The sequence below is a fragment of the Mycobacterium sp. 050134 genome, assembly GCF_036409085.1.
Lineage (GTDB): Bacteria > Actinomycetota > Actinomycetes > Mycobacteriales > Mycobacteriaceae > Mycobacterium.
The window spans coordinates 16,144-42,070 of the sequence record NZ_JAZGLV010000009.1; the positions used below are offsets into that span (position 1 = coordinate 16,144).

General features: G+C 65.9%; 26 protein-coding genes and 1 pseudogene. 14 read left to right on the forward strand and 13 right to left on the reverse strand.

Translation table 11 applies throughout. From position 1 onward, the window contains the following. Nucleotides 1-308: 308 nt before the first annotated feature. Complete coding sequence (locus SKC42_RS12270; protein WP_330964577.1) at nucleotides 309-1,853, reverse strand: FAD-dependent monooxygenase; 1,545 nt, start codon at nucleotides 1,851-1,853, stop codon at nucleotides 309-311. Between the two features lie 519 nt (nucleotides 1,854-2,372). Between SKC42_RS12270 and SKC42_RS12275 the strand changes: the two genes are divergently transcribed. Together SKC42_RS12275 and SKC42_RS12280 are read left to right on the forward strand one after the other, a co-directional pair. Continuing rightward, nucleotides 2,373-3,176 (forward strand): SDR family oxidoreductase, encoded by an 804-nt coding sequence (locus SKC42_RS12275; protein WP_330964578.1) that lies wholly within the window; start codon nucleotides 2,373-2,375, stop codon nucleotides 3,174-3,176. A gap of 100 nt (nucleotides 3,177-3,276) precedes the next feature. After that, a pseudogene (locus SKC42_RS12280) lies at nucleotides 3,277-3,733 on the forward strand (MmyB family transcriptional regulator); the annotation flags it as partial. Between the two features lie 50 nt (nucleotides 3,734-3,783). Here the strand turns inward: SKC42_RS12280 and SKC42_RS12285 are convergent. After that, nucleotides 3,784-5,001: a cytochrome P450 gene (locus SKC42_RS12285; protein WP_330964579.1), complete on the reverse strand. Its 1,218-nt coding sequence runs from the start codon at nucleotides 4,999-5,001 to the stop codon at nucleotides 3,784-3,786. Next, the gene (locus SKC42_RS12290; protein ID WP_330964580.1) at nucleotides 4,998-5,918 is read right to left on the reverse strand and encodes an SDR family oxidoreductase; all 921 of its coding nucleotides are present in this window, start codon (nucleotides 5,916-5,918) and stop codon (nucleotides 4,998-5,000) included. The genes SKC42_RS12285 and SKC42_RS12290 overlap by 4 nt, the downstream gene beginning before the upstream one ends. Nucleotides 5,919-6,002: 84 nt before the next feature. Here SKC42_RS12290 and SKC42_RS12295 point away from each other — a divergent pair, with 84 nt between their 5' ends. Continuing rightward, nucleotides 6,003-6,578, forward strand: coding sequence for a TetR/AcrR family transcriptional regulator (locus SKC42_RS12295; RefSeq protein ID WP_330964581.1), 576 nt, complete (start codon nucleotides 6,003-6,005; stop codon nucleotides 6,576-6,578). A 30-nt stretch (nucleotides 6,579-6,608) separates the two neighbouring features. On the opposite strand, the gene SKC42_RS12300 is transcribed toward SKC42_RS12295, so the two are convergent. Continuing rightward, nucleotides 6,609-6,797, reverse strand: coding sequence for a hypothetical protein (locus SKC42_RS12300; RefSeq protein ID WP_330964582.1), 189 nt, complete (start codon nucleotides 6,795-6,797; stop codon nucleotides 6,609-6,611). A 703-nt stretch (nucleotides 6,798-7,500) separates the two neighbouring features. Between SKC42_RS12300 and SKC42_RS12305 the strand changes: the two genes are divergently transcribed. Then, nucleotides 7,501-8,331 (forward strand): DUF1906 domain-containing protein, encoded by an 831-nt coding sequence (locus SKC42_RS12305; RefSeq protein WP_330964583.1) that lies wholly within the window; start codon nucleotides 7,501-7,503, stop codon nucleotides 8,329-8,331. 23 nt (nucleotides 8,332-8,354) lie between these two features. Continuing rightward, a complete protein-coding gene (locus SKC42_RS12310) occupies nucleotides 8,355-9,080 on the forward strand; it encodes an alpha/beta fold hydrolase (RefSeq protein WP_330964785.1) in 726 nt (241 codons plus the stop codon). Nucleotides 9,081-9,128: 48 nt separating this feature from the next. Here the strand turns inward: SKC42_RS12310 and SKC42_RS12315 are convergent, their stop codons facing one another. The 3 genes from SKC42_RS12315 to SKC42_RS12325 form a co-directional block, all read right to left on the reverse strand. Then, nucleotides 9,129-10,061, reverse strand: coding sequence for a cytochrome P450 (locus tag SKC42_RS12315; RefSeq protein WP_330964584.1), 933 nt, complete (start codon nucleotides 10,059-10,061; stop codon nucleotides 9,129-9,131). A gap of 391 nt (nucleotides 10,062-10,452) precedes the next feature. Next, nucleotides 10,453-10,683 (reverse strand): DUF167 domain-containing protein, encoded by a 231-nt coding sequence (locus tag SKC42_RS12320; RefSeq protein WP_330964786.1) that lies wholly within the window; start codon nucleotides 10,681-10,683, stop codon nucleotides 10,453-10,455. Nucleotides 10,684-11,248: 565 nt separating this feature from the next. Next, nucleotides 11,249-12,070, reverse strand: a complete 822-nt coding sequence (locus tag SKC42_RS12325) for a sensor domain-containing protein (RefSeq protein ID WP_330964585.1) — start codon at nucleotides 12,068-12,070, stop codon at nucleotides 11,249-11,251. Between the two features lie 503 nt (nucleotides 12,071-12,573). On the opposite strand from SKC42_RS12325, the gene SKC42_RS12330 reads away from it, so the two are divergent. After that, complete coding sequence (locus tag SKC42_RS12330) at nucleotides 12,574-13,518, forward strand: NADP-dependent oxidoreductase (RefSeq protein ID WP_330964586.1); 945 nt, start codon at nucleotides 12,574-12,576, stop codon at nucleotides 13,516-13,518. A gap of 54 nt (nucleotides 13,519-13,572) precedes the next feature. Then, nucleotides 13,573-13,695 carry a hypothetical protein gene (locus tag SKC42_RS12335; protein ID WP_330964587.1) on the forward strand — a complete coding sequence of 41 codons (123 nt, stop codon included), beginning with the start codon at nucleotides 13,573-13,575 and terminating at the stop codon, nucleotides 13,693-13,695. A gap of 90 nt (nucleotides 13,696-13,785) precedes the next feature. Here SKC42_RS12335 and SKC42_RS12340 read toward each other — a convergent pair whose 3' ends face one another. From SKC42_RS12340 to SKC42_RS12350, 3 genes are read right to left on the reverse strand one after another with little or no spacing between them, the layout of a single operon-like run. Next, nucleotides 13,786-14,163 carry a DUF4267 domain-containing protein gene (locus SKC42_RS12340; protein WP_330964588.1) on the reverse strand — a complete coding sequence of 126 codons (378 nt, stop codon included), beginning with the start codon at nucleotides 14,161-14,163 and terminating at the stop codon, nucleotides 13,786-13,788. A 22-nt stretch (nucleotides 14,164-14,185) separates the two neighbouring features. Beyond that, entirely contained in the window at nucleotides 14,186-14,503 is a 318-nt protein-coding gene (locus SKC42_RS12345; RefSeq protein ID WP_330964589.1) for an NIPSNAP family protein, read from the reverse strand. A gap of 34 nt (nucleotides 14,504-14,537) precedes the next feature. Beyond that, a complete protein-coding gene (locus SKC42_RS12350) occupies nucleotides 14,538-15,014 on the reverse strand; it encodes a DUF1772 domain-containing protein (RefSeq protein WP_330964590.1) in 477 nt (158 codons plus the stop codon). Between the two features lie 98 nt (nucleotides 15,015-15,112). Between SKC42_RS12350 and SKC42_RS12355 the strand changes: the two genes are divergently transcribed. Further along, nucleotides 15,113-15,715: a TetR/AcrR family transcriptional regulator gene (locus SKC42_RS12355; RefSeq protein ID WP_330964591.1), complete on the forward strand. Its 603-nt coding sequence runs from the start codon at nucleotides 15,113-15,115 to the stop codon at nucleotides 15,713-15,715. Between the two features lie 154 nt (nucleotides 15,716-15,869). Here the strand turns inward: SKC42_RS12355 and SKC42_RS12360 are convergent, their stop codons facing one another. Further along, nucleotides 15,870-16,139 (reverse strand): hypothetical protein, encoded by a 270-nt coding sequence (locus tag SKC42_RS12360; protein ID WP_330964592.1) that lies wholly within the window; start codon nucleotides 16,137-16,139, stop codon nucleotides 15,870-15,872. Between the two features lie 360 nt (nucleotides 16,140-16,499). On the opposite strand from SKC42_RS12360, the gene SKC42_RS12365 reads away from it, so the two are divergent. The 4 genes from SKC42_RS12365 to SKC42_RS12380 all read left to right on the forward strand — a co-directional run bounded on the left by SKC42_RS12365 (nucleotide 16,500) and on the right by SKC42_RS12380 (nucleotide 21,037). Continuing rightward, nucleotides 16,500-18,044 carry a biotin carboxylase gene (locus tag SKC42_RS12365; protein ID WP_442932108.1) on the forward strand — a complete coding sequence of 515 codons (1,545 nt, stop codon included), beginning with the start codon at nucleotides 16,500-16,502 and terminating at the stop codon, nucleotides 18,042-18,044. After that, entirely contained in the window at nucleotides 18,041-19,216 is a 1,176-nt protein-coding gene (locus SKC42_RS12370) for a serine hydrolase domain-containing protein (RefSeq protein WP_330964593.1), read from the forward strand. Before SKC42_RS12365 ends, SKC42_RS12370 begins: the two co-directional genes overlap by 4 nt. A 230-nt stretch (nucleotides 19,217-19,446) precedes the next feature. Continuing rightward, entirely contained in the window at nucleotides 19,447-20,004 is a 558-nt protein-coding gene (locus SKC42_RS12375) for an FKBP-type peptidyl-prolyl cis-trans isomerase (protein WP_330964594.1), read from the forward strand. 205 nt (nucleotides 20,005-20,209) lie between these two features. Next, on the forward strand, nucleotides 20,210-21,037 hold the full coding sequence (locus tag SKC42_RS12380) for an NlpC/P60 family protein (protein WP_330964595.1): 828 nt from the start codon (nucleotides 20,210-20,212) through the stop codon (nucleotides 21,035-21,037). Between the two features lie 191 nt (nucleotides 21,038-21,228). On the opposite strand, the gene SKC42_RS12385 is transcribed toward SKC42_RS12380, so the two are convergent. Further along, the gene (locus SKC42_RS12385; protein ID WP_330964596.1) at nucleotides 21,229-22,299 is read right to left on the reverse strand and encodes an NAD(P)-dependent alcohol dehydrogenase; all 1,071 of its coding nucleotides are present in this window, start codon (nucleotides 22,297-22,299) and stop codon (nucleotides 21,229-21,231) included. 200 nt (nucleotides 22,300-22,499) lie between these two features. Between SKC42_RS12385 and SKC42_RS12390 the strand changes: the two genes are divergently transcribed. Continuing rightward, nucleotides 22,500-23,306 (forward strand): HugZ family pyridoxamine 5'-phosphate oxidase, encoded by an 807-nt coding sequence (locus tag SKC42_RS12390; protein WP_330964597.1) that lies wholly within the window; start codon nucleotides 22,500-22,502, stop codon nucleotides 23,304-23,306. An 18-nt stretch (nucleotides 23,307-23,324) separates the two neighbouring features. Here SKC42_RS12390 and SKC42_RS12395 read toward each other — a convergent pair whose 3' ends face one another. After that, nucleotides 23,325-24,773 carry an FAD-binding oxidoreductase gene (locus tag SKC42_RS12395; protein ID WP_330964598.1) on the reverse strand — a complete coding sequence of 483 codons (1,449 nt, stop codon included), beginning with the start codon at nucleotides 24,771-24,773 and terminating at the stop codon, nucleotides 23,325-23,327. Nucleotides 24,774-24,971: 198 nt separating this feature from the next. Here SKC42_RS12395 and SKC42_RS12400 point away from each other — a divergent pair, with 198 nt between their 5' ends. Next, nucleotides 24,972-25,808 carry an LLM class F420-dependent oxidoreductase gene (locus tag SKC42_RS12400; RefSeq protein ID WP_330964599.1) on the forward strand — a complete coding sequence of 279 codons (837 nt, stop codon included), beginning with the start codon at nucleotides 24,972-24,974 and terminating at the stop codon, nucleotides 25,806-25,808. Nucleotides 25,809-25,927 lie beyond the last annotated feature (119 nt).

Consider the following 25,927-nt stretch of genomic DNA (forward strand, 5'->3'; position numbering starts at 1 on the left):
ATTTTCAATGTCGCGATATTGACCGGATGAAACCGATCCGGGATGACACCCAATCGATGGATGTCGAGTCCTGCGCCACCGTAAATCGAGTGGATCGCAATTGGCACGTCCGTCATTGTTGGTCATCAGCTGAATCAATCAGTGCTGCATGCCCGTCGCCTCCCCGCCGGGGGCCGATGGTGTCACCGGTTTCTGAAAGATGACCGCCTTCGGTTCCGCGAAAGTTGACCTCTCTGTGGCGCTCGGTTCGGGAATGTTGGGCGGTTTGGGCCGGCGGACAGTGCGGGGGTGTGCGCGCGACCTGAGTGTTAGTTCCCGAGTAGTGCGTTGAGGAGCGGGGTGAGTGTTCCCTGTTCGGGCGTCACGTCGGTGCGCCAGGCGATGTGTCCGTCGGGGCGCACGAGTAGTGCGCCGGTTTCGGTGAGTGCGCACAGCCTTGCGAACGCGTGCCACTGTTGCTGGGCCGGCAGCGGGTGGTCGTTGATTGGTAGGCCGTGGCGGGCGGCCTGGCTGGTCTCGTGTTGCCAGTGTTGGGCCGCGGTGGGCCCGTGCAGAAGTACGAACCCGATCCCGATTAGATCGAGGGTGGATTGCGCTTGGGCGGATCCGGGCAACCAGATGTGGGGTAGACGTTGGCCGGGATGGGCGCCGGGGGTGTAGCCATCGGGGTTCAGATGTGACCCTGCGCCGGTGTCGGCCGTGATGACGGCTGTTGAGACGTAGGTGGCGCTGAGCAGCAGTTCGTCATCGAAGCGGTAGCCGCCCCGGGCGCGGGCGTTGTCGGTGGCGATATTGATGATCTGAGCGGCGATCGGCCGCCGTTCGGTTTGGTAGGTGTCCAGCAGTGCCGTCTTGGCCTGACCGGAGAGCACGGCGGCTAGTTTCCAGGCGAGATTGTCCGCATCGCCGATACCCAGGTTCATGCCGTGCCCGCCGGTGGGCGGGGTTAGGTGTGCGGCATCCCCGGCCAGTAGCACCTGATCGGCTCGGTAGGTGGTGGCAAGGCAGGCGTCCATGCGCCAATCCATGATGTCGAGCACGGCGACCTCGAGATCATCGATGCCGACCGCGGCGCGGATCAGTGCTATCCACTGGTGCTCGTCAAAGCTGGCGGGGTCTTCGACGGTGGGGTCGAAGGGGTACTGGTAGATCCAGTGGCTGTCGTTATCGATGGCCATGAATCCGCCGCGCGCCGGTGGGGTCAAAAAATAGGAGGCGCTCACCCGATCGGCCACCACCTGGGCCAGCGGAGCGTTAAAGCGCACACTGGTGAAGTGACCCAGGCCGTTCTGTCCGTCCATGGGGACGTTGCAGTTCTGGCGAATGGTGCTGCGAGCCCCGTCGCACCCCACCAGATAACGTGACTCCACTTCCCAGATCTGCTGGTTAGCAGCATCTTTGACCAGTGAACGCACTCCATCGCGATGCTGGTCAAAGCTGAACAGTGTTTGCCCGAACCGGATCTGGTCGCCACCCTCCTGGCGCGCCTTATCGGCAAGAAGGGCTTCCAGAACATCTTGCGAGCAGATCACACCCGGCGACGGGGTGATCACCCGGCGCGGGTCGGCGTCGACGGTGGTGCGCACGAATGCAGGATCGATCAAACTCGCCCCGCGATACATCGCGACGTGGTCGGCGGGTAGCCCCGCTGCGCGGACCTGATCCTCGACCCCGATACGGCGCAGAATCTCCATCGACCGCGCTGAAATTCCGCGAGCTTTGGGATGAGTTGAGGCGTGCAGCCGAGTCTCAAGGAGCAGATGCTCAATTCCAGCTTGGGACAGCAGAATAGAGGCGACCAAGCCGACGGCACCACCACCGGCGATCACGACAGGGGTCTCGCGAGTAGGCACGGCGTCAACTGTGCCATGGCGGCTGAGCACGCTTGCTCTGGCTGCCCTGCGGGCGGCGCACCCTCGATCAATGAGGGTACGCAGCGGTCCGAAAGTGTGCTGCTCCAGCACTCGTCCCATCCGACGAGTACGGTGGGCTCGAATGGCGGGTTGTCGGCAGATCGGCAGGCAGCGCCCACTCTGGTTGGGCATTCCGGCCGCTGGAACAGGAACCCAGTAGATCCACGAATTCGCGGTTACGGTAGGCGTCGCGTGAAATGGTCTCGCGTCGGATAGATGAATGGCCGCCCACGGCTGCCCGGTCCCGTGCCGCCAAACCCTGTCAACGGGATGGTGAAGTCGCCATTGGCTGCAGACCGAGCCGCTTTGATCGCATCGCGTCTCACTTCGCAGGTAGAAGTGACTCTGGCGGTCCCTATACCACCACGGTGTTTCTGCCACCCGGAATCGCGTACTAACCTGTGTGACCGGTTCGCTGCTGAACGAACAACCACACGACGGAACGCTGGAAGGCCTCGCATGTCTGATGACCTATTCGCGACGCATAGCGAACTTTTCGATCTAACCGGGAAGAACGCGCTCGTCACCGGCGGCACCAGGGGGATCGGGAAAATGATAGCCCGCGGCCTTCTCCAGGCAGGCGCCCGCGTCATCATCAGCTCAAGCAACGCAGACGCCTGCGCAGAGGCACAACATCTACTTTCCGAGTTCGGCGAAGTGCGGGCAATCCCTGCCGACCTGTCCAGACGCGACGAGTGTCAGCGTCTCGCCGACCTCGTCAACTTCGACTCCGACCACCTCGACATTCTCGTAAATAATGCTGGAGCGATGTGGCGTGAGCCGCTGGAGACATTCCCCGACGAGGCCTGGGACACTATCATCGACCTCAACCTGAAATCACCGTTCTGGCTGGTGCAGGCGCTGCTACCCGCGCTTCGCAGGGCGGGCACCGCCGACGACCCCGCGCGGATCATCAACATCGGCAGCATCGCTGCCATCCACGTCGCGCAGTCGCCCAACTACTCGTACGCCAGCAGCAAGGCAGCACTGCACCAGCTCACCAGAGTGCTCGCCAGGGAACTGGGCCCGCAGTACGTGACGGTGAATGCGGTAGCGCCAGGGCCATTCCCATCTCAGATGATGGCGACCACACTCGATGCGATGGGCAATACGATCGCGGCGTCGGCCCCCCTGCGCCGGCTCGGCCGCGACGACGACATGGCAGGTGTCGCCGTCTTCCTTGCCAGCAGGGCTGGGGCCTACCTGACGGGAGCCATCGTCCCGGTCGACGGTGGCATAGCCACGACCGCGTCGGGAACTTGAACATGCACGTGGGGCCGGGTACTCGGCGCAACAGGCAACGCAGTTATCGGGGCACCCGCAGGACCTCCCTTCGTTCGCAGAGTTCCCCGACGGTAAGGAAATGGCCCCGACCGATTTGCGCACCGAGGTTCGGGAGTCTCTCACGTCGTGTCGCGCCCGCATCACACCCGAGCAGACGACCCTGCCCGCCTACGGCGGCAACCGCCGGGTCAAAGGTCCACGGCGCGAGGAGGTAGCGCTTCTGGCAGGGATGTCTGTCGATTACTACGTGCGGATGGAGCGGGGCAGCCTCGCGGGCGCCTCCCCCGGCGCGCTCGACTCGGTGGCTTCTGCCTTGCAACTCGACGAGGCGGAGCGCCACCAGCTTTTTGATCTCGCGTTGGTTCACGAATTGTCAATGCGTAGTGAGCTATTCCTGCAGCGGAGGGCATCTCATGATGTGCGTGGTGCGGTCCGGACGCAAGCGTGTGCATCACCCGATCGTGGGCCGGCTCGACCTCGACTATGAGTCCATGGAACTGGCCGTCGAACCCGAATTGCACCTCAACGTCCACACTCCCACCCGGAGCGATCGTGCTTTCACTTGTGGTGAAATCTGTTCCGACGGCTACTGCCGGCTCAACACCGTGATCGGGAGGTGGGCGAAGCCGCGGACGGTGCTGGAGTGCACGCGGACCGATTTGGTCTCGTCTACTTCGTAGCCACGGGCGCGTTTGAACAATTCGTCGAGTGCGATCCGGGCTTCCAATCTGGCGAGATTGGCGCCGAAGCAGAAGTGCACGCCGCTGCCGAAGCTCAGCAGCTTTGTGCCGATGTCTCGATCGATGATGAAGTCGTCTGGCCTGTCGAAAGCGCGCTCGTCACGATGGGCTGAGCCGGGCAGGAGCAACAACATCTCGCCGTCCGGGATTACGGTGTCGTACATAGTTATCCCGCCCTGAACGGTGCGAGCCAGAATCTGAATCGACGTGTCGTAGCGCAGCGTCTCCTCGATCCACTGCGGTATTCGGCTAGCGTCGTGATATAGAGGGGAAATCTGGTCGGGGTTCCTATGGCCCCAGAACACCGCATTCGCAAGCAGTTTCGTGGTCGTTTCGTTCCCTGCGATCATCATCAGAAACAAGAAACCGAGCACTTCGTCGCCGGACATGCGCTCACCGTCGGCATCGGCTTTCAAAAGTGTCGACGTCAGGTCATCGGTGGGCCGCCTGCGCCGCTCCTCAACCATCACCTGGAAATAAGCGATCAAATTGATCGAAGCTTCGATGGCCTCCGTCGGTACGTCGGTGACGCCTGCGTCGCGGTGCATCGAGGCGTCGGCCCAGGCGCGCAGCTGGGCTCGGTCGACCTCCGGTATGCCGATGAGTTCGGATATGACGTCCATGGGCAGCTTCCCTGCAAACTCGTCGACGAAGTCGACCGGTGCGCCCGATGCCGCCTTTTGCAACATGGCCTCGAGATGCTTGACCGCGATTTCGGCGATCCGCGGTTCGAGTTCCCGGCCACGCCTGGGCGTGAATCCCTTGACTACCAGGGCGCGCAAGCGCCGATGGTCTGGATCATCCATCGCCATGAAGCTCATCGTTTTCGCCGCGTGAGGGCCTCGCAATGCCGGATCGGGCGAGACACCGAATTGATTCGACAGCGCCCTGCTGTTGCGGAACCCCATCAGCACATCCTGATGCCGTGAGAGGACCCAGAATCCGAGCTCGTCGTTACGATACAGCGGGGCCTCGTCGCGCAACCGCTTGTAACAGGGATACGGATCCTCGTGGAAGCTGTAGTCGTACGGGTTCAGAACAATGTCCGACGGGGGTTTGCTCATTGCTCCCCAACACCTTTCACCGCGAAATAGTCGCCGTGTTCGAGATCTTCGAGCAGCGTGTAGTGGTTGGGATTCCAGCCGAGGAGCTGGCGGGTGCGTCCACTTAAAACCGGAACATCAGCGGCGAACACAGAGCTCAGCGCCGCGCTCCCGAAATGCGACGGGGCTTCGTCGAATCCGACCGACACGACGGGCAGGTCAAGTGTTCGACCAATCTTCTCGGCGATGTCGCGAAGCGGCACACCGCTTTCGGCAGCTCCGTGAAACGCAGTTCCGGCGGGCGCCTTCTCCAGCGCAAGTCGAAACAGGGTGGCCGCGTCGAGTCGGTGGACCGCAGGCCATCGATTGGCCCCTTCCCCGATGTAGGCTGAGACACCTGTCTTGTGGGCGAGAGCGACCAACATCGCAATGAACCCGTAATCGCCCGGACCGTGCACCGTCGGGGCGAGCCGGATCACACTGGAGCGCACTCCCCGATCGGCGTAGCCCAGGCAGGTCTGCTCGCCGGGAATCCGGTACGCGGCGAGGGAGTCGACGTCGGGCGCGTCGGTCTCGTCGCTCACCCGCCCGGGAGCCATCACCATCGTGCCGGAGGTTGATACGAACGGTTTGCCGGTGCCGGCCAACGCCGATCCCAGGGCGTCGATCGCGTCGACGTCGCGTCTGGTGATTCCGGCCCAATCCCCGGGCTCGCCGCCGGCGGCCATGTGCACCACGCCGTCGGCGGCGGCCGCGCCGTCGCGCAGTCGATCGAGGTCATCGAGCGAACCCGCGAACGGCTTCGCTCCCAGGCGAGCCAGGCGATCAGCCGAGGCGGCCGAGCGAGCCAGCCCGGTAACGCGGTGGCCAGCAGCCAGCAGCTCCGATACGACGGCAGGGCCCGTGAGGCCGGAGCCGCCGGTGATGAAGACATGCATAGCATCCTCCTCGAAACTAACCGGAACGCGTTCCGATTAATCGCCAGGTTACGCAAGCGGAACGCGTTCCGCTAGAGTGGCCCGGTGGGTCAATCTGTGCGCAGCGACGCGGCGCGCAATCGTCAGGCCCTCATCGAGGTCGCCAGCAGGCTGTTCGCCGCGGCCGGTGGCGGCGACGAGCCCTCGCTGCGACAGATCGCCCGCGAGGCGGGTGTCGGCGTCGGCACACTGTTCCGGCACTTTCCCACTCGCGAGGCGTTGGTCGAGGCCGTCTATCAGGACCAAGTACGTCGCCTGACCGAAGGCGCTGACGATCTTCTGGCTACGTACCCGCCCGCGCAGGCCATGCGCCGCTGGATGAATCTATTCACCGAGTGGTTGGCCACTAAGAACGGAATGCTCGGCACTTTGCGGGCGATGATCAACAATGAGCAACTCGGCTCTGGTCACACCCGCGTCGAACTGCTGGCCGCCATCGACAAGATCCTCGCCGCGGGCCGTACCGCCGGTGACATCGGCGCTCATGTCACTTCCGAAGACGTCGCGGCCGGCCTCATCGGCATCTTCTCGGTCGCACCGACCACAGGTAACGGCGAACAGGCCGCACGGCTGCTTGACATCTTCATGAAGGGACTTTCGGCGCCCAGTCGGGGCGAGTGACGGCTCAACGCGATTCGACGGTTCGCATCGCTAGGAATACGGCGGGATCGAATACGGAGAGTGGTTCAGGATCGCGACGTCGGCGGTGCCGGCACTTGGCTGCCCGTGGAACTCGGCCGCGCCGAAGACGAGACCGTCGATCCGCGCCGCCCCGGGATCGACGCCTTCACCGATCGCGTCGACGATTCCGGCGATATCGTGGCCGATCCCGCGCGGCAAGGCTCCCGGCATGTACCCGCGGCATAGTTCCTAGTCCGCGGGATTCAGTCCCGTGGCGAGCACTCGGACCCGGGCGTTGCCGCTGGGGGTTCCGGGACTTCGATGTGCTGCTGTCGCAGGACCGTGAGCGGCTCTCCGTACTCATGGAAACGGGGGGCGCGCGCATGCAGTTCGGATGTCAGCGTGTTCAGCGCTGTCGTCAACGCGCGTTTGGTGGGATCGGAGTCGACGCCCGTGAACAACTCCTCGTCCATCTTGAGACATCGGGGCGCAGCAGCCGCTGGGTGAACTGGCATATCCGGCGCCGGCATCGTCGACTGCCAGGTATGTACCGCGGTCACTCAGACGTGTCGGACCCGCCCACGCGCCGCGTAGCTCCAAACCATTGCGTCGGGGTCAACTTCGGGGATGCCCGAAAACGAGGCAACCGTTCGTACGGCAACTGTCGCCCCGCTCGCAAGATGGATGATGGAAGACCGCGCAGGGGGGGGCGGCTGGATAAGCAAAGTAAGTAAATCGATCTTGTAACCCCTTGGATTAATGCGTACGCCATCGGCGTTGGTCAACGTGTTGTCACTCAAAGCCGCCTTCACGTCATTGGGATCGACGAGCGGTCACCGCTCGGTATCCATTTGCAAACGCTACGGAGTTCGAGCCAGCGCAGGTCTTCCGATAATAGAAGTCGCATCGTTAACATCGCGCGATGCACAATTTGCCCCCGGCGGCCAGCTATGGGCGACTGCGTACGGTTTCACGGCGCGACGCGCTGCGCTACGCCACTGCATTGGCCGGTCTGGGTGGCGCATCGATAGGCTGCCTGATGCCCACGGCGGCGGCCGCTGCTCCTCCCCAACTGATCGACTTCGCCGCGCACCAGATTCCGGCGCAGCAGATCCGAGCCGCCGGCTATAAGGGGGTCGTCAACTACGTCTCGCTGTCACGGCCTGGCGCGTCGTTTGGCGCCAAGCCGATCACTCGTCCTTACGCCGAATCACTAACAGCCGCAGGCTTGGTCATCGTCAGTAACTATCAATATGGCAAGCCGGGCAGTTCGGCACCGTCGGACTTCACGCGGGGCTACGCCGGCGGCATGGCGGACGCGCGCACCGCGTGGCAACTACACACCGCGGCGGGGGGCGGCCAGAGTGCACCGATCTTCTTCACCATCGACGAGGACATCAACCGTGACACCTGGACTCGACTCGCGCTGCAGTGGTTACGCGGAATCAACGCGGTTCTCGGAGTTCAACGCACCGGGATCTATGGAGGCATTAAAGTCTGCGAATGGGCGGCGGCCGATGGCGTTATCGGGTCTTCGAGCACAGCTGGACGCCGGTGGGCCTGGCAAACTCGCGCCTGGTCCGGCAATCAAGTCCATCCCGCCGCTGTCCTCTACCAGCGCGTCGTGAGCACCGCGTCGAATCCCGGCCCGCTGGTAGGAGGATTCGCAGTCGATGTCAACGACGTCCTGGCCCCGGACTGCGGCCAGTGGAACCTCCATGGCGGAAGCCGTCCGTCCGGCGGTGCACTGTAGGGCGGTTGGATGTGGCACTGGCGATGAAGCCGAGATCGGCGATGACGCAGATGTTCCTTCTCCACCGAGGCTATCGGGTGATCGCTCACGACCGGCGCGGGCACGGCCGATCCGATCAGGCCGGCAACGCCAATGACATGGAGCACTGGGTGGCCGATCTAGCCGCGCTGACCGAGCAGCTCGACCTGCGCGAGGCCGTCCATGTCGGGCACTCCACTGGTGGAGCCGAGGTGGCCAGTTATGTTGCGCGCCACCAGGAGCGGGTCGCCAAGGCGGTACTGGTATCGTCCCCGACGCCGAGCATGTTGCAGACCGAGAACAACCCGGGCGGGCAACCCCAAGAGTGGTTTGACGCCGTGCAGGCGGGTGTGTTGGGTAACCGATCGGAATTCTTCCGCACGGTGCCGGAGGGTCCGTTCTACGGATTCAACCGATCGGGGGCGGAGCCGTCCGAGGCGGTCATCGCCAACTGGTGGCGACAGGGCATGTCCGGCAGCGCCCAGGCGCACTACGAGACGGTGTTTTCCTGGCTGCGGGACTACACCGATGATCTGCGCGCGATCACCGTTCCCGTCCTAGTGATGCATGGCGATGACGATCAGATCGTGCCATTCACCAGCGCGGTGCCCCGAGCGGTCGACCTCCTCCAGAACGGCGCGTTGAAGACCTATGCCGGCTACCCGCACGGCATGCTGACCACGCACGCGGATGTTCTCAACCCGGATCTGCTCGCGTTCATCGCGTCCTGACTCTTCCGGCCTCCGTCACCGTTGAGCATCGAAGATCGAGGTGGGGTCTCAAGCCCTCGTCACGAGGGGCAGTCTCGGCAGAAACAAAGTGCTGTCCGTATTCGGGAACCCGGTCGCCGGCCGGAAACCGGGCGCCAGCCCAAGATGCCCGGTCCGGTCGATCCACTCCTCAACCAGCACGCGCAACACCGACCGGACGATGTGTCCGCCACGGCAACGCATAGAGCCCGCGCCCAGACTCCAATGCCGATGCGCCCTAACGCCAATCACAAGGTCGTCGGTAGACAGCGTGTCGCTGCCGTCTCGCTGCACCGCCGCGATACACAACATCACGACCAGGCCAGGCGGCAGCTCTACCCCGCCGACGGTGGTTGGCTGCGTCGTAAAACGTTGGCAGCCCTGCACCATCGGCTCCAACCGGAGGACCTCTTCAACGAACTCGCGTATCAGTTCAGGCTGACGTCGAAGCGCTTCGGACAATTCGGGGCGGCGCGCCAACTCGAACACGTGCCAGCCGGCGTGTTTGGACAAGTTGCGGAACGCCTCGGACAGGACGTGGCCGGACCGCCCGGCCAGGTGCTCGACAGGCAGTAGCCGCAGGCGCGCAACGATGTCGAAAAGGACGCCGGCCATGGGCGTGGTCACCTCAGCCACCGCGTCACCGCCACCGGCGGCGGCAAAACGGTCGATCAATGCGGCGGCGGTCGGACGGGACGCCGCGGCAATGTCATGGGCCGATCTCGGTGCGAATAGCCGCTGGTGAACGTCGAGATCGCTCTCGGGAAGAGCGCGGGCACGATCCAACCTCATATCGTCCAGATGCGCTAACACCTCGTCCCGCCCGACGACAAACACCCAGTTAGCCCCCGGATCTCGCAGAACCGGACCGGCCTCTCGCGCCAGGCGCCAACCCAAGCCGCGGTCTGTGCTCAGGGCGATTCCCGCCTCGACGGGAAAGACTGGACAGTCGGCGAGCTTCACGTGCCCCCTGCTTTTCTGTGCGGCGTGGCGCCTTCGCGCCCAAGAGCGACCGTACCCGTCCGCGACCGCGGACCGTGCGCACCACGAGTTGTCACCAGTCGTACATCCCTCAGGGCGCGTCGTCCACAACGCTGCACCGGTGTCGATGAGGCGACGAGCGATCAACGCCGCGGGCGTCAGAGCATCGCGCGACCCCAGCGCGCCATCGTCAACCCGTGCCTCGACTGGCAAACGGTCCACAGCGAAGACTTCCCGCAGGTGGCGACAATCTCTATGCGCAGGCTCGGCGCGCGATGCCGAGGGAGGTTCCCGACATTGCGATGGAACCGTCCGCTGAACAGGGCTTCGCCAGCATCATGGTCGAGCAGATCACGGCATGAGCGTCGGCAGGTCAGCCGCTCACGCGGAAGCGTTTGAGTCGCGACGTCGCCCCCGAAATCAATTCGACCCTGCTTCTCGGCAATTCGAGGTGAGTCGCCAATAGGCGAGTGACCGCCTCGTTGGCCTTTCCGTCAACCGCTCGCTCGCGGACGTAGATCGTCAGCTCGCCGTCCGGACCGACCTCGACAAGGGGTCCCCTGCGGCTGCCGGGCTTGACCTTGACGACGACGACGTCATTCATGCCGGGTAAGGCTACCGTCACGTTCGCGAACATGATGGAGGTGAGGCGGACAGCCGGATGTTGTGCCCGCCCCTGCATGAGTAGGGCCAGCGGCTTGCCACCGATGGAATCCTCCACTCGAACGGCATGTTCTGCCTTCGGGTCGGCAAGCTCGCCGCACTCGCACGCCACATTCACCGGTGAAAGCTACGCTGCGCGGTCGCGGCTCGGCGAAAGAGTCGAACGTTGTTCATGACGGCTCGACCATCAATCGATGCGGCAGAGAGCTCGACATCAACGCACCGCTGGCTTCGGTTGGCTGCGGACACCTTTGGCGTGGCGCGCAGTCGGAATTTGTCAGTGCGACAAAGCCGCGTGAGGCGGCGTTGCAGCCAGGCTTTCAACATCTTGCCCATCACGGTCGACCCTGCCCACCCAGCGGGGGCTGTCACATACATCCTTGTGATAGTGGCATGCTCACCACGCATGCCGATCGGGTAAATGCCAAGGCGGGCAAGGCGTCCCGTGTTCAGCGCGGGGTCGCCGCATGGCCGACGGCGGAGCACGACATTCCCCGATCGGTCGACTACGGGTGGCTCGTGATGTTGTCGTCGATTCCGCGAACCAGCAAGAAGGCGGCGGTCATCGTGTTCTGCCCGCACGCCCGCACATCCACGACCACATTGCGGCGCGCGCTCATCGAGCGCTCACACTCGCTGCCTTTGTGCTGGGTCGGGTCGGCCGGCAGCAGCACCGTGGTGGCGGTGCCCCCGCTGTCGGTGACCACGGTGACCTTGGCGTGGTCGTCCGGTTGACCGTTGTTGTAGGAGACCGTCACCTCTTTGAGCCGACACCCGTGCCACGCCGACAATTGCTGCTCGTAAAAGCGTTGTGCCGCAGTTGAGTCGGGAAAAGCGACGACCCCTTGAATCACCTTATGACGCCCAGGCTTGGCCTCCTCGAGGCCCTGCGCCGCCATGCCCGTATAACCCGATGTCGCGTAGGTGCTGTCCAAAACGGGTGCAACTGCGCTGCTGCACGCGGCCGGATCCATCGACACCCCCGAGGCGGGGGACGTCTCCACTTCGCGGGCGTTCATGGGCGCGTTGTTGAGCACCTTTCCGACCTGTTCGGCAGTCGCGAGCAGACCCGGCAATGTGCCCGCATCCAGCGCCGGACCGGCCGCCGTGGCGCTCGGTGTCGCTGATGTTTGCGCCGGTCCCGCCGCGGCGGGCGGTTGCGTGATCGACGACGGTCCCGTGCTGGATTTGGTGGCGGCATCGTTCCTGCCCAGCACGTCAAGGGTGAGCACCAGGACCGCGGCGATCACCACCGCCGCGCCCGCGAGCCACCACCGCCACACGGGGCGCCGCGGCGAATGCGGGTGCCCGCCGGGTGGCATCCCCATGCTCCCCGCCATGTAGGGAGAAGGCGGCGGACCGGAGGATCCAGGCCAGGGAGGTGACGGCATGCCCGGCCATGGCGGGCCGGCCGGGTTATGCGGTGGCGGGGCCGGCGACCAGCCGGGCGGCGGCAGCGGTCCCGACGGATATGGGGGCCACGCCGGCCGCGGCGTGTTCATCGCCTCGTCGCCCTGTCCATCCCCCCAACCAGCGCTCATCGCTCAATCCTGCCTCGCCACGGCATCACCGTCGGCGTAATTCTACGAAGGTCGGCGACGCACGACGTAGGTAGTTGTGTGGCAACGTAACTCGCACCGACGGGGCGTCACTCCCGCCACGGTTGCGGGCATCTCTAAGTATGCCGCCGATGAGGCTGGACGGCAGAGCGCTCCTGCCGACGCTATCGATGTGACGACGGTCATGCATCTCCGCGGAATTGCTTCGAGGTCGAAGCGGGTTAGGACGAGCGTAGATGGTTTGAAATCGAAGCAATAACGAGGAGGAAGCCATGAAAGCGATTCGGTACCACGAATACGGCGGTAGCGACGTTCTGCGATACGAGGAGGCCACGCGCCCGGTGCCGGGACCCCAGCAGGTGCTGGTGAGGGTCGCGGCAACCTCGTTCAACCCGGTCGATGCCGGGATCCGCGGTGGCTACCTGGCCGAGGTGTACAAGATCAGCTTCCCGCATACCCCCGGCGTCGACGTCGCGGGGACGATCGTCGAGCTCGGCGAGCAGGTGCGAGGCTGGCACGTCGGGGACGCCGTCGTCGCGTTTCTCCCGTTGGATGCTGACGGTGCGGCCGCCGAGTTCGCCGTCGTGCCGGCCGAGTCGCTGGCCGCCGCCCCGACCTCGGTGCCGTTGGCCGACGCGGCGGCGCTGCCGGAACCCGCGCTCACGGCGTGGCAGGCGCTGTTCGAGATCGCCGGGCTGGCCGCCGGGCAGTCGGTGCTGATCAACGGCGCCTCGGGTGCGGTGGGCGGATATGCCATTCAGTTGGCCAAGCAGGCCGGAGCCGTGGTAACCGCGACCGCCAAGGAGCGTGACGCGCAGCGCCTGCGCGGGCTGGGGGCGGACCAGATCGTCGACTACATCGACTACTCGCAATCGCCAGTCAGGGTCGAGGGTGCCCCGTTCGATGTGGTGCTCAATCTGGTCAGCACCACCGACGAGCAGACCGAGGCGCTGATCGGCGTGGTCGCCGACGGTGGATTCCACGTCGGGACCATGGCCTTCGGGCCGGAGAACCCGGGCCGGGGCATCCGCACCCAGCGCGTGTTTGTTCGCAGCGACGCCGCGCAGCTAGCCGGGCTGGTCGGCCGGGTCGACGACGGACGGCTGCGCATCGAGGTCTCTCGACGCCTCCCGCTGGCGCTGGCCGCGTCCGCGCACGAGGACTCCGACGCCGGCCGCCTGCGCGGCAAGACCCTGCTGATCGCCGCAGGTCAGTAACCCGTTGGTTCGCAACCACAGTCACCGGAAGAGAAGCTCCGTCATGACCACCGCATGCGAGGCGTCGTGCTATCGGGTGGTTCGGCGGGCGGATGGCTGGCGGTCGTCTTCTCCAAGTCGGCCGCCGCCCTGCCGCAAGTCTTCCATGCGGCGACCCATCACATCGCGACCGACTAGAAAACAGACATGCCATCTGCGAAATGGGCTGATTGACATGATCATCCAATCTGTAGTGTGGATGATCATCGCGGGTGCGTGTCGTCGCCTTCAGGACACGAGCAGGAGCGCGGTCGTAACCAGCATGACGGCGGCCGTGACACCGTGGACTCCCCAGGCGATCGACCGCGAGCCACCGTTGCGGAGCACGATGGCCGCGTCCGCGAGCGGAATGACCGTGGCCGCTAGGATGATCCAGCCGACCAGGTGCGTTTGGTTCGCGGCCACGAGGATGATGACGAACAACCCCGTCGCGATGTCACGGATCCCCTTGACGCTCAAGTAGGCACCGACGCCCGGTCGGTCCAGATCCGGCAGCACGCCGTAGCCGGCGGCGGCGACGCGGGGCGCGACGAGGAAGCGTACTCCGATGAAGATGATGCCCGCGGCGAGCAGGCCGGCGAGCGTATAGCCGATGCTGGTGGTCATGTCGAGCACTCCTCTGAGTTCGTTAGTGAAGCGGTGAAAACGATGTGGGGTCAAGCAGTATCGACTGGACGTCGATGAGCTCGTCAACGTCGAAGCCGGCCATGTCGGCGGCGAATTCAGGGCTTGCCATGACGCGCCGGGTGACATCTTCGGGGTCCGCGCCCGGCGGGTAGCGGATCAGGGCGACAAGCCGGTTGGCGTCGCCGCTGCGTTCGGTCCACACCCCGTGGGTGGTGACCCCGAACGTCTCGAAGGTGGGCAGATGGCGCGCCCAGTGAACCGTGGCGTATTCGTGCAAGGCCTCGGGTGATCGCAGGGTGTAGATCCTGAGCTGAAACATGGGTGTTCTCCCTCGTCGAGTCGGTTACCGGCGATCAGACCATCAGCGCGACACACAGTGCGGCCACGGCCAGGCCTTGCAGCGTCGCGCGGGCGTTGATAATCGAGTCCCACTTGGCCTGTAGCGCACGCCCATTCGGGAGCGCACGGCCGGCGTCGGCAGCCGATGTCAACTGTCGATTGATCGGTGCGCTCACCCGTGCATAAAGGCCGGTCCAGGCCAACAGCAGGATGAGCGCGGTGGCCGCCGCGACGGCCTGCGCCCAATGTCCGGACACCGTGGCCAGCACCGCGCTTGCCGCGGCGCCGACGATCCCTAGTACGCCGGGCAGGGCCATGCGCCGGTCTGCGTAGCGATGCACGCCTCCCGTGATCGCGACCAGGGCGCGGTCTTCGACCCGCTCTAGGGCTGGCCTCAGTGCGATCGCACAAAACACGTCGGTGCCATACACCACCGCGGTGCCCAGCACCGCGATCAGCGCGGCGGTGCGGGTGATGACGTTTACGTCCATGTCGGAGCTCCTCTCGCCTCAACCGCTAGCAACGCTAATCTCGCGGCGATGCCGTGTCAATAGCGTCGCTAGCGTTGCTGTCCGTGCTACCATCAGGCATGGCAATTGAGGACCGCCGCGAGCGCGAGCGGGCCGCCAGGCGGCGGCTGATCGTCACCACCGCGCGCAGGTTGGCCGAGGACGAGGGCTGGGACGCCGTCACCACCCGTCGGTTGTCCACCGAGATCGAGTACAGCCAGCCCGTGCTGTACAAGCACTTCACCGGCATGGAACAGATTGCCGATGCCGTCGCCGTTGATGGCTTCGGGGAGCTGGCGGAGGCGATTCATGCCGCTCGATGCGACGTTGACGCGTCCGGTGACGCTCTGAGCCGGATCGCGCAGGCCTATCTCGACTTCGCCCGCGATAACCCGGCGCTCTATGACGCCATGTTCACCAGGGCGACCGGATTGCGGTTTGCCGCCCAGGACACCCCGCCGGAGCTGACGGCGGCCTTCGGCGAGCTGCAGCAGGCGGTCAGCCTCGTCGCCGACGGGCGGGATGCGGACACGCTCACCGAGGTGTTCTGGGCCGCGCTGCACGGACTGGTGACGCTTAGTCGGACTGGGCGGTTACGGCCCGGCCACGACTCCGATCGTCTCGAACTGCTCGTCGCACAGATTACCTGCGGGCGGGAGTCGACGAGCGCCGGCACGCGCTAGTCAACGACGAGATCCGTTCCGTCATCGCCTATCCCACCTCGCGACTCTCCTGCCGGTCGGTCCTGCACCGGCAGCGCGTTCACGCCGGGCAAACGCCTACCCCTCGACGACGTCATCCACGTCGACACATGGTGAACGCCTATGTCGGGGCACCTTATGGGCACATGAACGCGATCGGAGGGCACGGATTCGGCCGGACACCTTCGACGACGGTCCACGCACCGACGTAGTGGTAGTCATGGCAGGTGCCCATGTCCCAATTGATCGGTGCGTCGGAGCGCGGAAGGCTCTGGCCCGGGCACCATTGATGATTACCGAATGCATCGGCCGCGGCGGTCCCCGCACCGACGCCGAGGCTTGTCATCGCGGCGCCGCTGGACAACAGTGCCACGGCCATCAGGCGTTTCAAGGTGGTGCCGGTCATTGAGAAATTTCCTTTCGCTGGCTCTGGGGGGCCGAATCTCGGCGCCGTCACTCGAGTAGAAGGTGTCGGCTCGGCTACCGATCCCAAATCGTGGGCGCTCCCCCGCATCGAGTCTGCGGTGACGGCGCCGGGCCTGGGCGCAGATCGCCATTTGCATGAAGTTGACGGGGTGAGCGCAGGCTCCCTGCAACCAGCGCAGGCTCGGGGTCGGGCGGGCCGCGCCGGTGCTATGCGCCGCGCGTCTGCCGCTCGGCGACGATTTCGGTGCAGATCTGGCCACCCGTCGACACTCCGCTCGCCGATATCTCATTTGCGTCGACACGATCGTCGACAGGGCGGCACAATCGGGACCATGACGGTATGCCTTTGCACCCGCGTCGCGCCGACCGCGCCGCCCCAGCCCGCACGCCGGAACCCGGCGCCTACGTCCCCGCGGCAGGCGTGATGGCGCCCGAGCCGCACCGCCCGCTGAACGGCCTGTCGGATATCCGCGCGTTCTTCCACACCAACAAGGTGCCGCTGTATTTCATCTCGCCGACACCGTTCAACCTGTTGGGCGTTGATCGTTGGATACGAAACTTCTTCTATCTCACCTATTTCGACTCCTTCGAGGGCACACATTCGCGGGTGTTCGTGCCCCGGCGGCGCGACCGCCGCGATTTCGACTCCATGGACGAGGTGTGCAGCCACCTCCTGTCCGATCCCGAAACGCTCGACTTCATCGGGGGCAAGGGCCCCGGTGGCAAGTGCTGCTTTGTGATGATGAACGAGGAAATTCAGGCCCTGGCGAGGTCGGCGGGTCTCGAGGTCATGCATCCGCCGATCGAGCTGCGCCAGCGCCTGGGCTCCAAGATCGTCATGACGCGCCTGGCCAATGACGCGGGTATCCCGAGCGTGCCCAACACGATCGGGCGGGCCGGCTCTTACGACGAATTGCTGACCCTCGCGCAAGACGCCGGCCTAGGCGACGATCTCGTCATCTCGATCGCCTACGGCAACGCCGGCAGCGGGACGTTCTTCGTGCACGGGCAGCGCGACTGGGACGAGCACGCCGGTGACCTGGTCGGGCAGGACCTCAAAGTCATGAAGCGCATCCGCAATGTGGAGGTGTGCCTCGAGGGTGCCGTGACCCGCCACGGCACCGTGGTCGGCCCCGCGATGACCAGCCTCGTCGGCTATTCGGAGCTGACGCCGAGCCGGGGCAGCTGGTGTGGCAATGACATCTGGCACGAGGTGCTGCCGCCCGCCCAGACGCACGCCGCGCGGGAAATGGTGACCAAACTGGGCGACGTCATGCGCCGCGAGGGTTATCTCGGCTACTTCGAGGTGGACCTGCTGCATGACCTGGACTCCGATGAGCTCTACCTCGGCGAGGTGAATCCACGGCTGTCCGGCGCCAGCCCGATGACGAACCTGACCACCGAGGCCTACGCCGACATGCCGTTGTTTCTCTTCCACCTCCTCGAGTACATGGACGTGGAGTACGAGCTCGACGTCGACGAGATCAACGCGCGCTGGGAGCGCGGTTACGGCGAGGACGAGGTCTGGGGCCAGGTGATCATCACCGAGACCTCCCGGGAACTCGAGATCTTCACCGCGACGCCACGCACCGGCGTGTGGCGCATCGATGACGACGGCCGGGTGAGCTTTGCGCGGACCGCCAACGATTGGGCGACGTTGCTCGACGGCTCCGAGGCCTTCTACATGCGCGTGGCGGCGCCCGGCGACTTACGTTCCGAGGGCGCCCAACTCGGTGTGCTCGTCACGCGCTCACATTTGCAGACCGACGACTATCAGCTCAGCGAGCGCTGCCAGCGCTGGGTGAAGGGCATGAAGGCGAAATTCACCTCGACGCCCCTGTCGCCGGCCGCGCCGATCGTCTCGCGGCTCGTCGCACGCGCGTGAGCGCTCCGGCCGGCATCACACTGGGCAACTGGCTGTCGCCGCCGTACTCGCACTGGTCTTTTCAGCACGTCGACGACTTCGTGCGCACGGCGCGGATTTCCCGCGGGACCGGCCCGGTCGCGGAGATACCCGCGGCTCCCGCTCCCCTGGCCGAGGTGCCCGTGACCAACACCAACGGCACGCCGACCACCGTTGCCGCGGTGATGGCCGCCACCGTCACCGACGGGTGGGCCGTCGCCCACCGTGGGTCGATGGTCGCCGAGGAATACCTCGGCGGCATGGAACCGCACACCCGCCACCTGCTGTTCTCAGTGAGCAAGTCGCTGGTGGCATGCGTCGTCGGCGCGTTGCACGAGGCCGGTGCGATCGAGGTCGACGCGCCGGTCACCGCATACGTTCCCGCGCTTGGTGATTGCGGCTACGCCGGCGCAACGGTGCGCCACCTGCTGGACATGAGGTCGGGTATCGCGTTCTCCGAGAACTACGACGACCCCGACGCGCAGATACACCTGCTCGACCAGGCGATGGGGTGGGCACCGAGGAGCCGTCCGGATGCCCCCGCCACCCTGCGGGAGTTCCTCTTGACCTTGCGGCAGAAGTCAGCGCACGGCGGGCCCTTCGAATACCGTTCGTGCGAAACCGACGTCCTCGGCTGGATCTGCGAGGTTGCCGGCGGCCGACGCATGCCCGCCCTGATGTCGGAACTGCTGTGGGGCCGCCTCGGCGCTCGGGACGACGCAACCATCGGCGTCGATATGGAAGGCACCGGGATGTTCAACGGCGGGATCAGCGCCTGCCTCACCGATATGGTCCGGTTCGGGTCGCTGTTCTTGCAGGACGGTGTCTCGCTCACCGGTCATCAAGTGATTCCGGCGGCATGGGTTGCCGATACCCTCGACGGCGGTCCCGACTCGCGTGCGGCGTTCGCGGCCTGCCCCGAGGACACCGAACTGCCCGCCGGGATGTACCGCAACCAGATGTGGTTCCCCTACCCCGGCAGCAACGTGGTGTTATGCCTGGGCATGTGCGGGCAGATGATCTACATCAACCGTGCCGCCGAAATGGTGGCCGCGAAGGTGTCCGCCCAGCCGCACTCGCAGGAGCCGCACATGTTGGACGCGCTGCGCGCATTCGATTCGGTGGCAAGCGAATTGGCCGGAATCGCCAGCTAGTACTTGAGCCGCCGTCCCGGGGCCGACCCTCAATGGGCCCAACTGCCGTGCGGGGACAGAACGAAGCCGGTGTGCACGTCTGCCTCGGCGCGCCGCTCGCGCGCATGGAGCTGCCCATCGGTCTGCGATCACTCGCACGCGGCAACGTCGGCGGACGCTGGGCGCCCTGGCTCAGCCGTTGTCCGGGGCCATCGGCAGCGCACACGATGCTCGGCTGTAGCGTGACGGCCGTGAAGTCTCCCCGGATGTTCCCCGCCGTCGCGCTCGCCGCCTGCGTCGCGGCAACCGTCTGGACGCTAGCCGCGTCGGGCTCGGCCAACGCGGCCGGCTCGTGCCCCACCGCCGCGCCGCCGGCCGGCGGTGCGCCCGAGTGGACGTTGACCGGGGCCACCGGCAGCGTCGCCGTCACCGGGTCCACGGACACCGCGGCCCCGCGGGTGAACGTGACGACACCGTTCAGCGTCGCCCAGACTCAGGTACACACACTGCACGCCGGCGACGGCCCGGTGGTTCCGGCCACCGCCAGGGTTTCGGTGTGCTACATGGGCGTCAACGGGCGTGACGGATCGGTGTTCGACAGCAGCTACGAACGAGGTGTCCCGGTCGACTTCCCGCTTACCGGCGTCGTGCCCGGCTTCCAGAAGGCGATCGCGGGGCAAACCGTCGGGTCCACCGTCGCCGTCGCGATGACGTCCGCGGACGGTTACCCCGACGGTCAACCCAGAGCCGGAATCCGGCCGGGCGACTCGCTCGTCTTCGCGATCAAGATTCTCAGCGCGTCGAGCTGAGCCGCGTCCGGCGAATTCGGCATCCGTTGGTCACACCCGGACGGTGAGCTCCAGGCCCTTGTCGAGGGGCACCGGGGTGCTGATATAGCCGTTGCCCTCCTGGCGTGCGGTCGCTGGTCGGCTTCGGCGACATCCCAGTGCGAGAAGCCAAGCACGCCTTAGCATTGCTTCGTCCGCGCGAACCGGTCGACGAGCTGAGGGTCTGTTGACGCATCGAGGGAAGTTCAAGGTCGTGGTCGTGTGCCTGCTCTGGGGAGCGACGTCGGCGATAGGCGCCGGCTTGCCGGGGTTGTCCCGCGCGGAGCGTGGGGAGTTCCCCTACCAGTTCTCCTGCAGCATGAGCGCGCTGACGGGGGATTTCGCCGGCCGTGACGGGTTGCCGCAAAGCCAGGAGCCGCCGGACACCTGGTACCGCACCGACGCCCAGGGGCACTACCAAAACGGCGGATGGGGGCCGCGGGCGGACGCACTCCCGGCGCCGGGCCTGCCCCAGAACGCGGGCTGTGATGGCACCACCTGGAAGCGGGAACGGATTCTCGCGGTGGCGAGGCGCTACATCTATGCGCCGGATAACCCGTTGGGCCTGCAATACCGCCACCACCACATCCCGGGATGGAACCCCCCTGCCTCGACCTATGCCGTTGCGGCCGTGGAGAATCCCGACCCCGACGCCCCGCAGGCGTCGACAGCCTGGGACCCCGGGCCAGGTTTGGACTGCTCCAACTTCACTGCGTGGGTCTACAACTACGGTTTGGGCATCAAGTTTGGCGGCGACGTCCACCAACAGGCCGACGGCAGCGCGGGACCGATGGGTGCGCACATCCCCGCAGACGGTCCGTTCGAGCCGGGCGATCTGCTTTACCTGCACCCCAACGGAAACGCGAGCGTGGCGTCCCACGTGGTCATCTACATCGATGAGGGACACGTCATCGACAGCCGGGTCAGCGCCCAGAATCGGGTCGGGATCCAGGTGCGCGATCGGGTCGGCTGGTACCGCAGCGCCGTGCTGGGCGCGTGGCGGCCGATCGGCTGACGGTCGGGAACTGGAATTCGCTCCAGGGTCGATCTTTCACCTGCGACCACGAAGTCTCATTTGGCGACAGCGTCGAGATGTGTTCGCACGGCACCGGCCACAGCTTTGGCGCGGCTGGACAAGACGGCGCGCACCCATCGGCTCTGAGCGCCGCGATGCCGTCGCCGTCGAACTCCGCCACCGGCGACCGATCAATCGAATACCACGACCGCCCGCCCAACGATATCGCCGCGCCCTAGCGCTTCCAGGTTGTCGTTGATGTCCTCGAGCTTCACTGGAACGATGTGGTGCTTGATCAGGCCCGCACCGGCTAGGGCGAGTACTTCTCGCAGATCGTTGTGATTGCCCCAGAATGACCCGAAGTAAGATTTCTCCCCGCTGACGAAGGGAAACAACGGCAGGTCCACGCGTTCGCCCATCAGGCCGACCTGAGACAGCGCTCCCTCGGTTTCAAGGATGGAAGTGGCGAGTCTCAGGGATTCGGGAGAGCCGACAGAATCGAGAACAGCATCCACGGTGCGGCGCCCGGTCAGGTCTTCAAGCTCGTCCTGCACCTGTTCGACGCTCTTGTCGCGGACATTGACGGTGTGGTGAGCGCCGTTTTCCCGGGCCATCTCGAGTTTCTCGTCGCTGCGCGCGAATCCGAACACGGTTGCGCCGGCGCCCAGTAGCCGGGCGTACTGGACGGCGTAACTGCCCAGCCCGCCGATGCCGTTGACCACGACGGTACGCCCCGGCCCGAGCTTCTTCGCGTCGCGCAGCTTCTTCATGCCGCGATAGGGCGTGACCCCGGCATCGGTCAGCGGAGCCAGGTACCGCGGGTCCGTTTCGGGCTGATCCGCGACGGAAAGCACGTGATCGTAGGGGGCAACCATGTACTGGGCGAAGCCGCCGTTAGGCCCGAACCCCACCAATTGTCCATTGCTGCACAGTTGTTCGTTGCCTTCGTGGCACTGGCGGCACGTCCCGTCACCCCAATTCGGGTCGACGACGATAAGATCTTCCTCGGAGATGCCGGCGGAATCCGGGACGTCGGCGCCGATCTCGGCTATGGTACCGGCCACCTCGTGCCCCGGGATGAAGGGAAACTCCACCGGCAGGCCCTCCCGGAAATAGCCGTCAACGAGCTGATAGTCGCTGCGGCACATGCCTGTCGCGGCGACTTTGATCAAGACCTGGCCGCGCCCCACGTCGGGGACCTGGACTTCGTCGATCTCAAGTGGCCGGTTGTACCCATGCATGCGAGCCGCCCGCATCTGCATAATGCCCCCTCAAGTGTTTATCCGGACTTCCTAACCGTGTCACCCCGCGCCCCCGGTGTCCATCGGTTGTCGCGCGATTTTGGCCGACCAAGCGGGCGAGCCGCGTTCCGCCGCAGGCATCGAAAGTTGCTGCGACGCGCGCGTTCGATACCTCGACGGAAGCCGTCCCACGATGGCGGCCGGTGCGCTAGCCTCGCGAGGTGATTCGCGACCATGGCGATCCCGGGGATGCGCCCTCCGCGCCGCCGCCGCTTCGCCCGCCGAGTTCGAGCACGCGTCCGTCCGCGGCGGAGCATGCCCGCACCATCGCGGCCGCGGCGAACGCCGCCACCCTCGCGTCGCTGACCTCCGAAGGCGACCCGTGGGCGTCGCTGGTGACGTATGGGCTGCTCGACGGGACGCCCGTGCTGTGCGTGTCCAACCTAGCCGAGCACGGCCGCAACCTAGCCGGCGACCCGCGGGCCAGCCTGTCGGTCGTGGCCTCGGCTACCGACTCCGACCCGCTGGCTGGCAGCCGAATCACCCTGGCCGGGATGGTTATTCGGCCTTCTGATACCGAGCTGGACGCCGCCCGGGCGGTGTATTTGAGCGCGGTGCCCGCCGCGCGTTTCTACGTGGATTTCAGCGACTTCAGCCTGTGGCTGCTGCGGGTCGAGCGCGTGCGCTGGGTGGGCGGATACGGCCGGATGGACTCGGCTACCGGCGATCAGTACGCGGCGGCCGCGCCGGATCCGGTCGCACCTGCCGCGGTCCGGGCGAGCGCCCACCTTAACGCCGACCACGCCGACGCCCTGGCGGCGATGGCCCGGGCGTTCGGCGGCTACCCCGACGCCGATACCGCGGTGTGCACGGGCATCGACCGCTACGGCCTCGACCTGCGGGTGCGTACGCCACGCGGGGTGGCCTACACCCGGGTCGGCTTCCCGGCTCCGCTGGTTTCTGCCGACCAATTACGATCGGCCACAGCCGAATTGGCCCGATCCGCTGAGGATCTGCCCCTAACGTAGGGCCGCCCGCCCGGTGTGTCAGAAGTTCAGGCTCGAAAACATGACACGGCCCGGATCGTACTTTTGCCGCACGGCCGTCAACCGGGCCAAGTTCGGCCCGAAGTACCGGGACGCCGGTTGATTCGCCTCGATGTAGTTGACGTAGCCGCCGGCCGAATATGGTTGCACGGCTTGGTGTGCGGTGCTCAGCCATCTGGTGGCCGCGGCGGGGTCGCCGGTCTCGACGTACCACTGCACCAGTGACGACTGCTGGCGCCACGGGAAGGCGGTGGCGCTGGGGGCCACACTTGCCAGTGCGCCGTCGAGAGCGTGCATGATCGCCAGCATGCGGCCCGCTCCCCGGGGAAAGGCCTCGACCGCCGCGGCGATCCCCTGGGCCGCCCCCGTATTGATGGTGGTGATCACATCGGAGCCGCCGACGTATCCGAGCGGTGAGGGGTTGAGGTTGTTGACGGCCAGATACCGCACCAGATCCAGATAGTTGAACGTGTGATTGTCGGTCGCGGTCGGTTGCACCCCGACGGCAGACACGATGGCGTTGCCCACTTTGCTCCCCGACCCGACCGGGCACGTCGCGAGGATGCGTGGGTGCGTGCCGAACCCGTCGACGGTGTTGTCCGCCAGCGCCCAGCTGTTCCGGTCGGCGGTACGCAGCCAGTTCTGCCACCCGAGCAGCACCTGTGCGAACGACTGCGGCGGGAAATTGAGGTTCACGACGTCGACGTCCTGGGTGGGGAACGTCGCGAACGTCAGCGAGGTCGTCACGCCGAAGTTGCCGCCGCCGCCGCCCCGCAACGCCCAGAACAGGTCGGGGTTGCTCGCGGAGGACGCGGTGACCGCCTGGCCGCCGGGCAGCACCACCGTCGCCGACGTCAGTTGGTCACAGAGCAGGCCGGCGTGGCGGGACTGGGCGCCCAGCCCGCCACCGAGCGCGTGTCCCGCGGCACCGACCGACGGGCAGGTGCCCGTCGGGATCCCCCGGCCGGCCGCGGCCAGCGTCTGGTGCATCTCGTAGAGGCTGGTGGCGGGGGTGACCGTGACATACCCGGTGGACGCGTCGTACTTGACGTCTCCGGGCAGCTGCCGCAGGTCGATCACCATGCTGCCGTTGGCAGTCGACGCCCCGACGTAGGAGTGCCCGCCACTGCGCGGTGCGACCTTGAGGTTGTGTGCCGCGGCGAACGCCATCGCCTTCTGCACGTCGGCCGGCGAGGTTGGCGTGACGACCGCCGCAGGCGTCAGGCTGTTGTAGTTGGTGTTGAAAACCTGTTTTGCCGAACCGAATTGGGGGCTGTCGGGAAGCACCACCTTCCCGCCGAGGGCGGTCGACAGGCCTTCCCAGCCGGACGGATTGGGGGCCGCGGTCGCCCGCACCGATCCGACTCGACCCGATCCGATCAGTGCGCCGGCGGCCAAAGCCCCGGCGGCGCCACGCAGGAACGCCTGGCGCGGGATCTCACGCGCCAACGTCGGACCCCCGCGCTTGCGTCATGTCCCGCATTGTTGTGCAGGAGGTGGGGTAAATCGCCGCGCCGCGGTAGGCGTTGCACGACCGTTAGCGCATCGTCGCCGAAGGATCACCGACGCGGGGCCCAGGCTTCGATGCCGGCGTCGTGGGTAACAACAATGGGAAGGTAACCACTCGGAGGCAAGGAGGGCGCCCTCATGCACTTTGGCCTGTGCTACTTCCCGACCCACTACGGCATGGGGCCCAGTGAGCTTGCGGCGGCCGCCGAGGAGCGCGGCTTCGAGTCCCTGCTGTTCTGCGAGCACACCCACATCCCGGTCAGCAGAAAGTCGCCCTACCCCGGCGGCGGCGAGCTGCCGAAGATGTACGCGCACACCTACGACCCGTTCGTGGCGTGCACCGCCGCCGCCGCGGTGACCGAACGCTTGAAGGTCGGCACCGGGGTCTGTCTCGTCGTGGAGCGAGACCCCATCACGACGGCGAAGGAAGTCGCCAGCGTGGACCGCCTCTCGGGTGGACGCTTCGTGTTCGGGGTGGGAGCGGGATGGAACCGCGAGGAGATGGCCAACCATGGCACCGATGCGCGCGTTCGCATGTCCATACTCCGTGAGCGGGTCGAAGCCATGCGAGAAATTTGGACGGCCGAGGAAGCCGAATACCACGGCGACTACGTCAACTTCGACCCGATCTGGTCCTATCCCAAGCCGATCCAGTCGCCGCTGCCGGTTCTGGTCGGCGGGATGGGCCCGACCGTGGAGGACCGCATCCTTGCCTTCGGGGACGGCTGGCTCGCCCAGGACATCACCAGCGACAATCTCGACGCCTTCGCCGACCGGGTGGCCAAGCTGCAGCGCCGCGCCGCCGAGGACGGGCGCGACCCGATCGAGATCAGCGTCTTCGGCACGTCATCGAAGCAGGACATGGTCGAGCGCTACGTCTCCGCGGGAGTCGACCGGTGCCTGTTCCTCCTACCCGACGGTGACGACTCGGAGGTCACCGGAAAGTTGGACAGGCTCGTCGAGCGGGTGTTCTGACCTCGTCAGCCGGTCATCGCCCGCCCGAAGTCTCGAGCCTGAGCTCGTTGCGCCGAGCCTGCCCCCACAACGTCGTTTCCGCGAAAGCCGCGACCTATGCGCAGGCTCGGTGCCGTCAG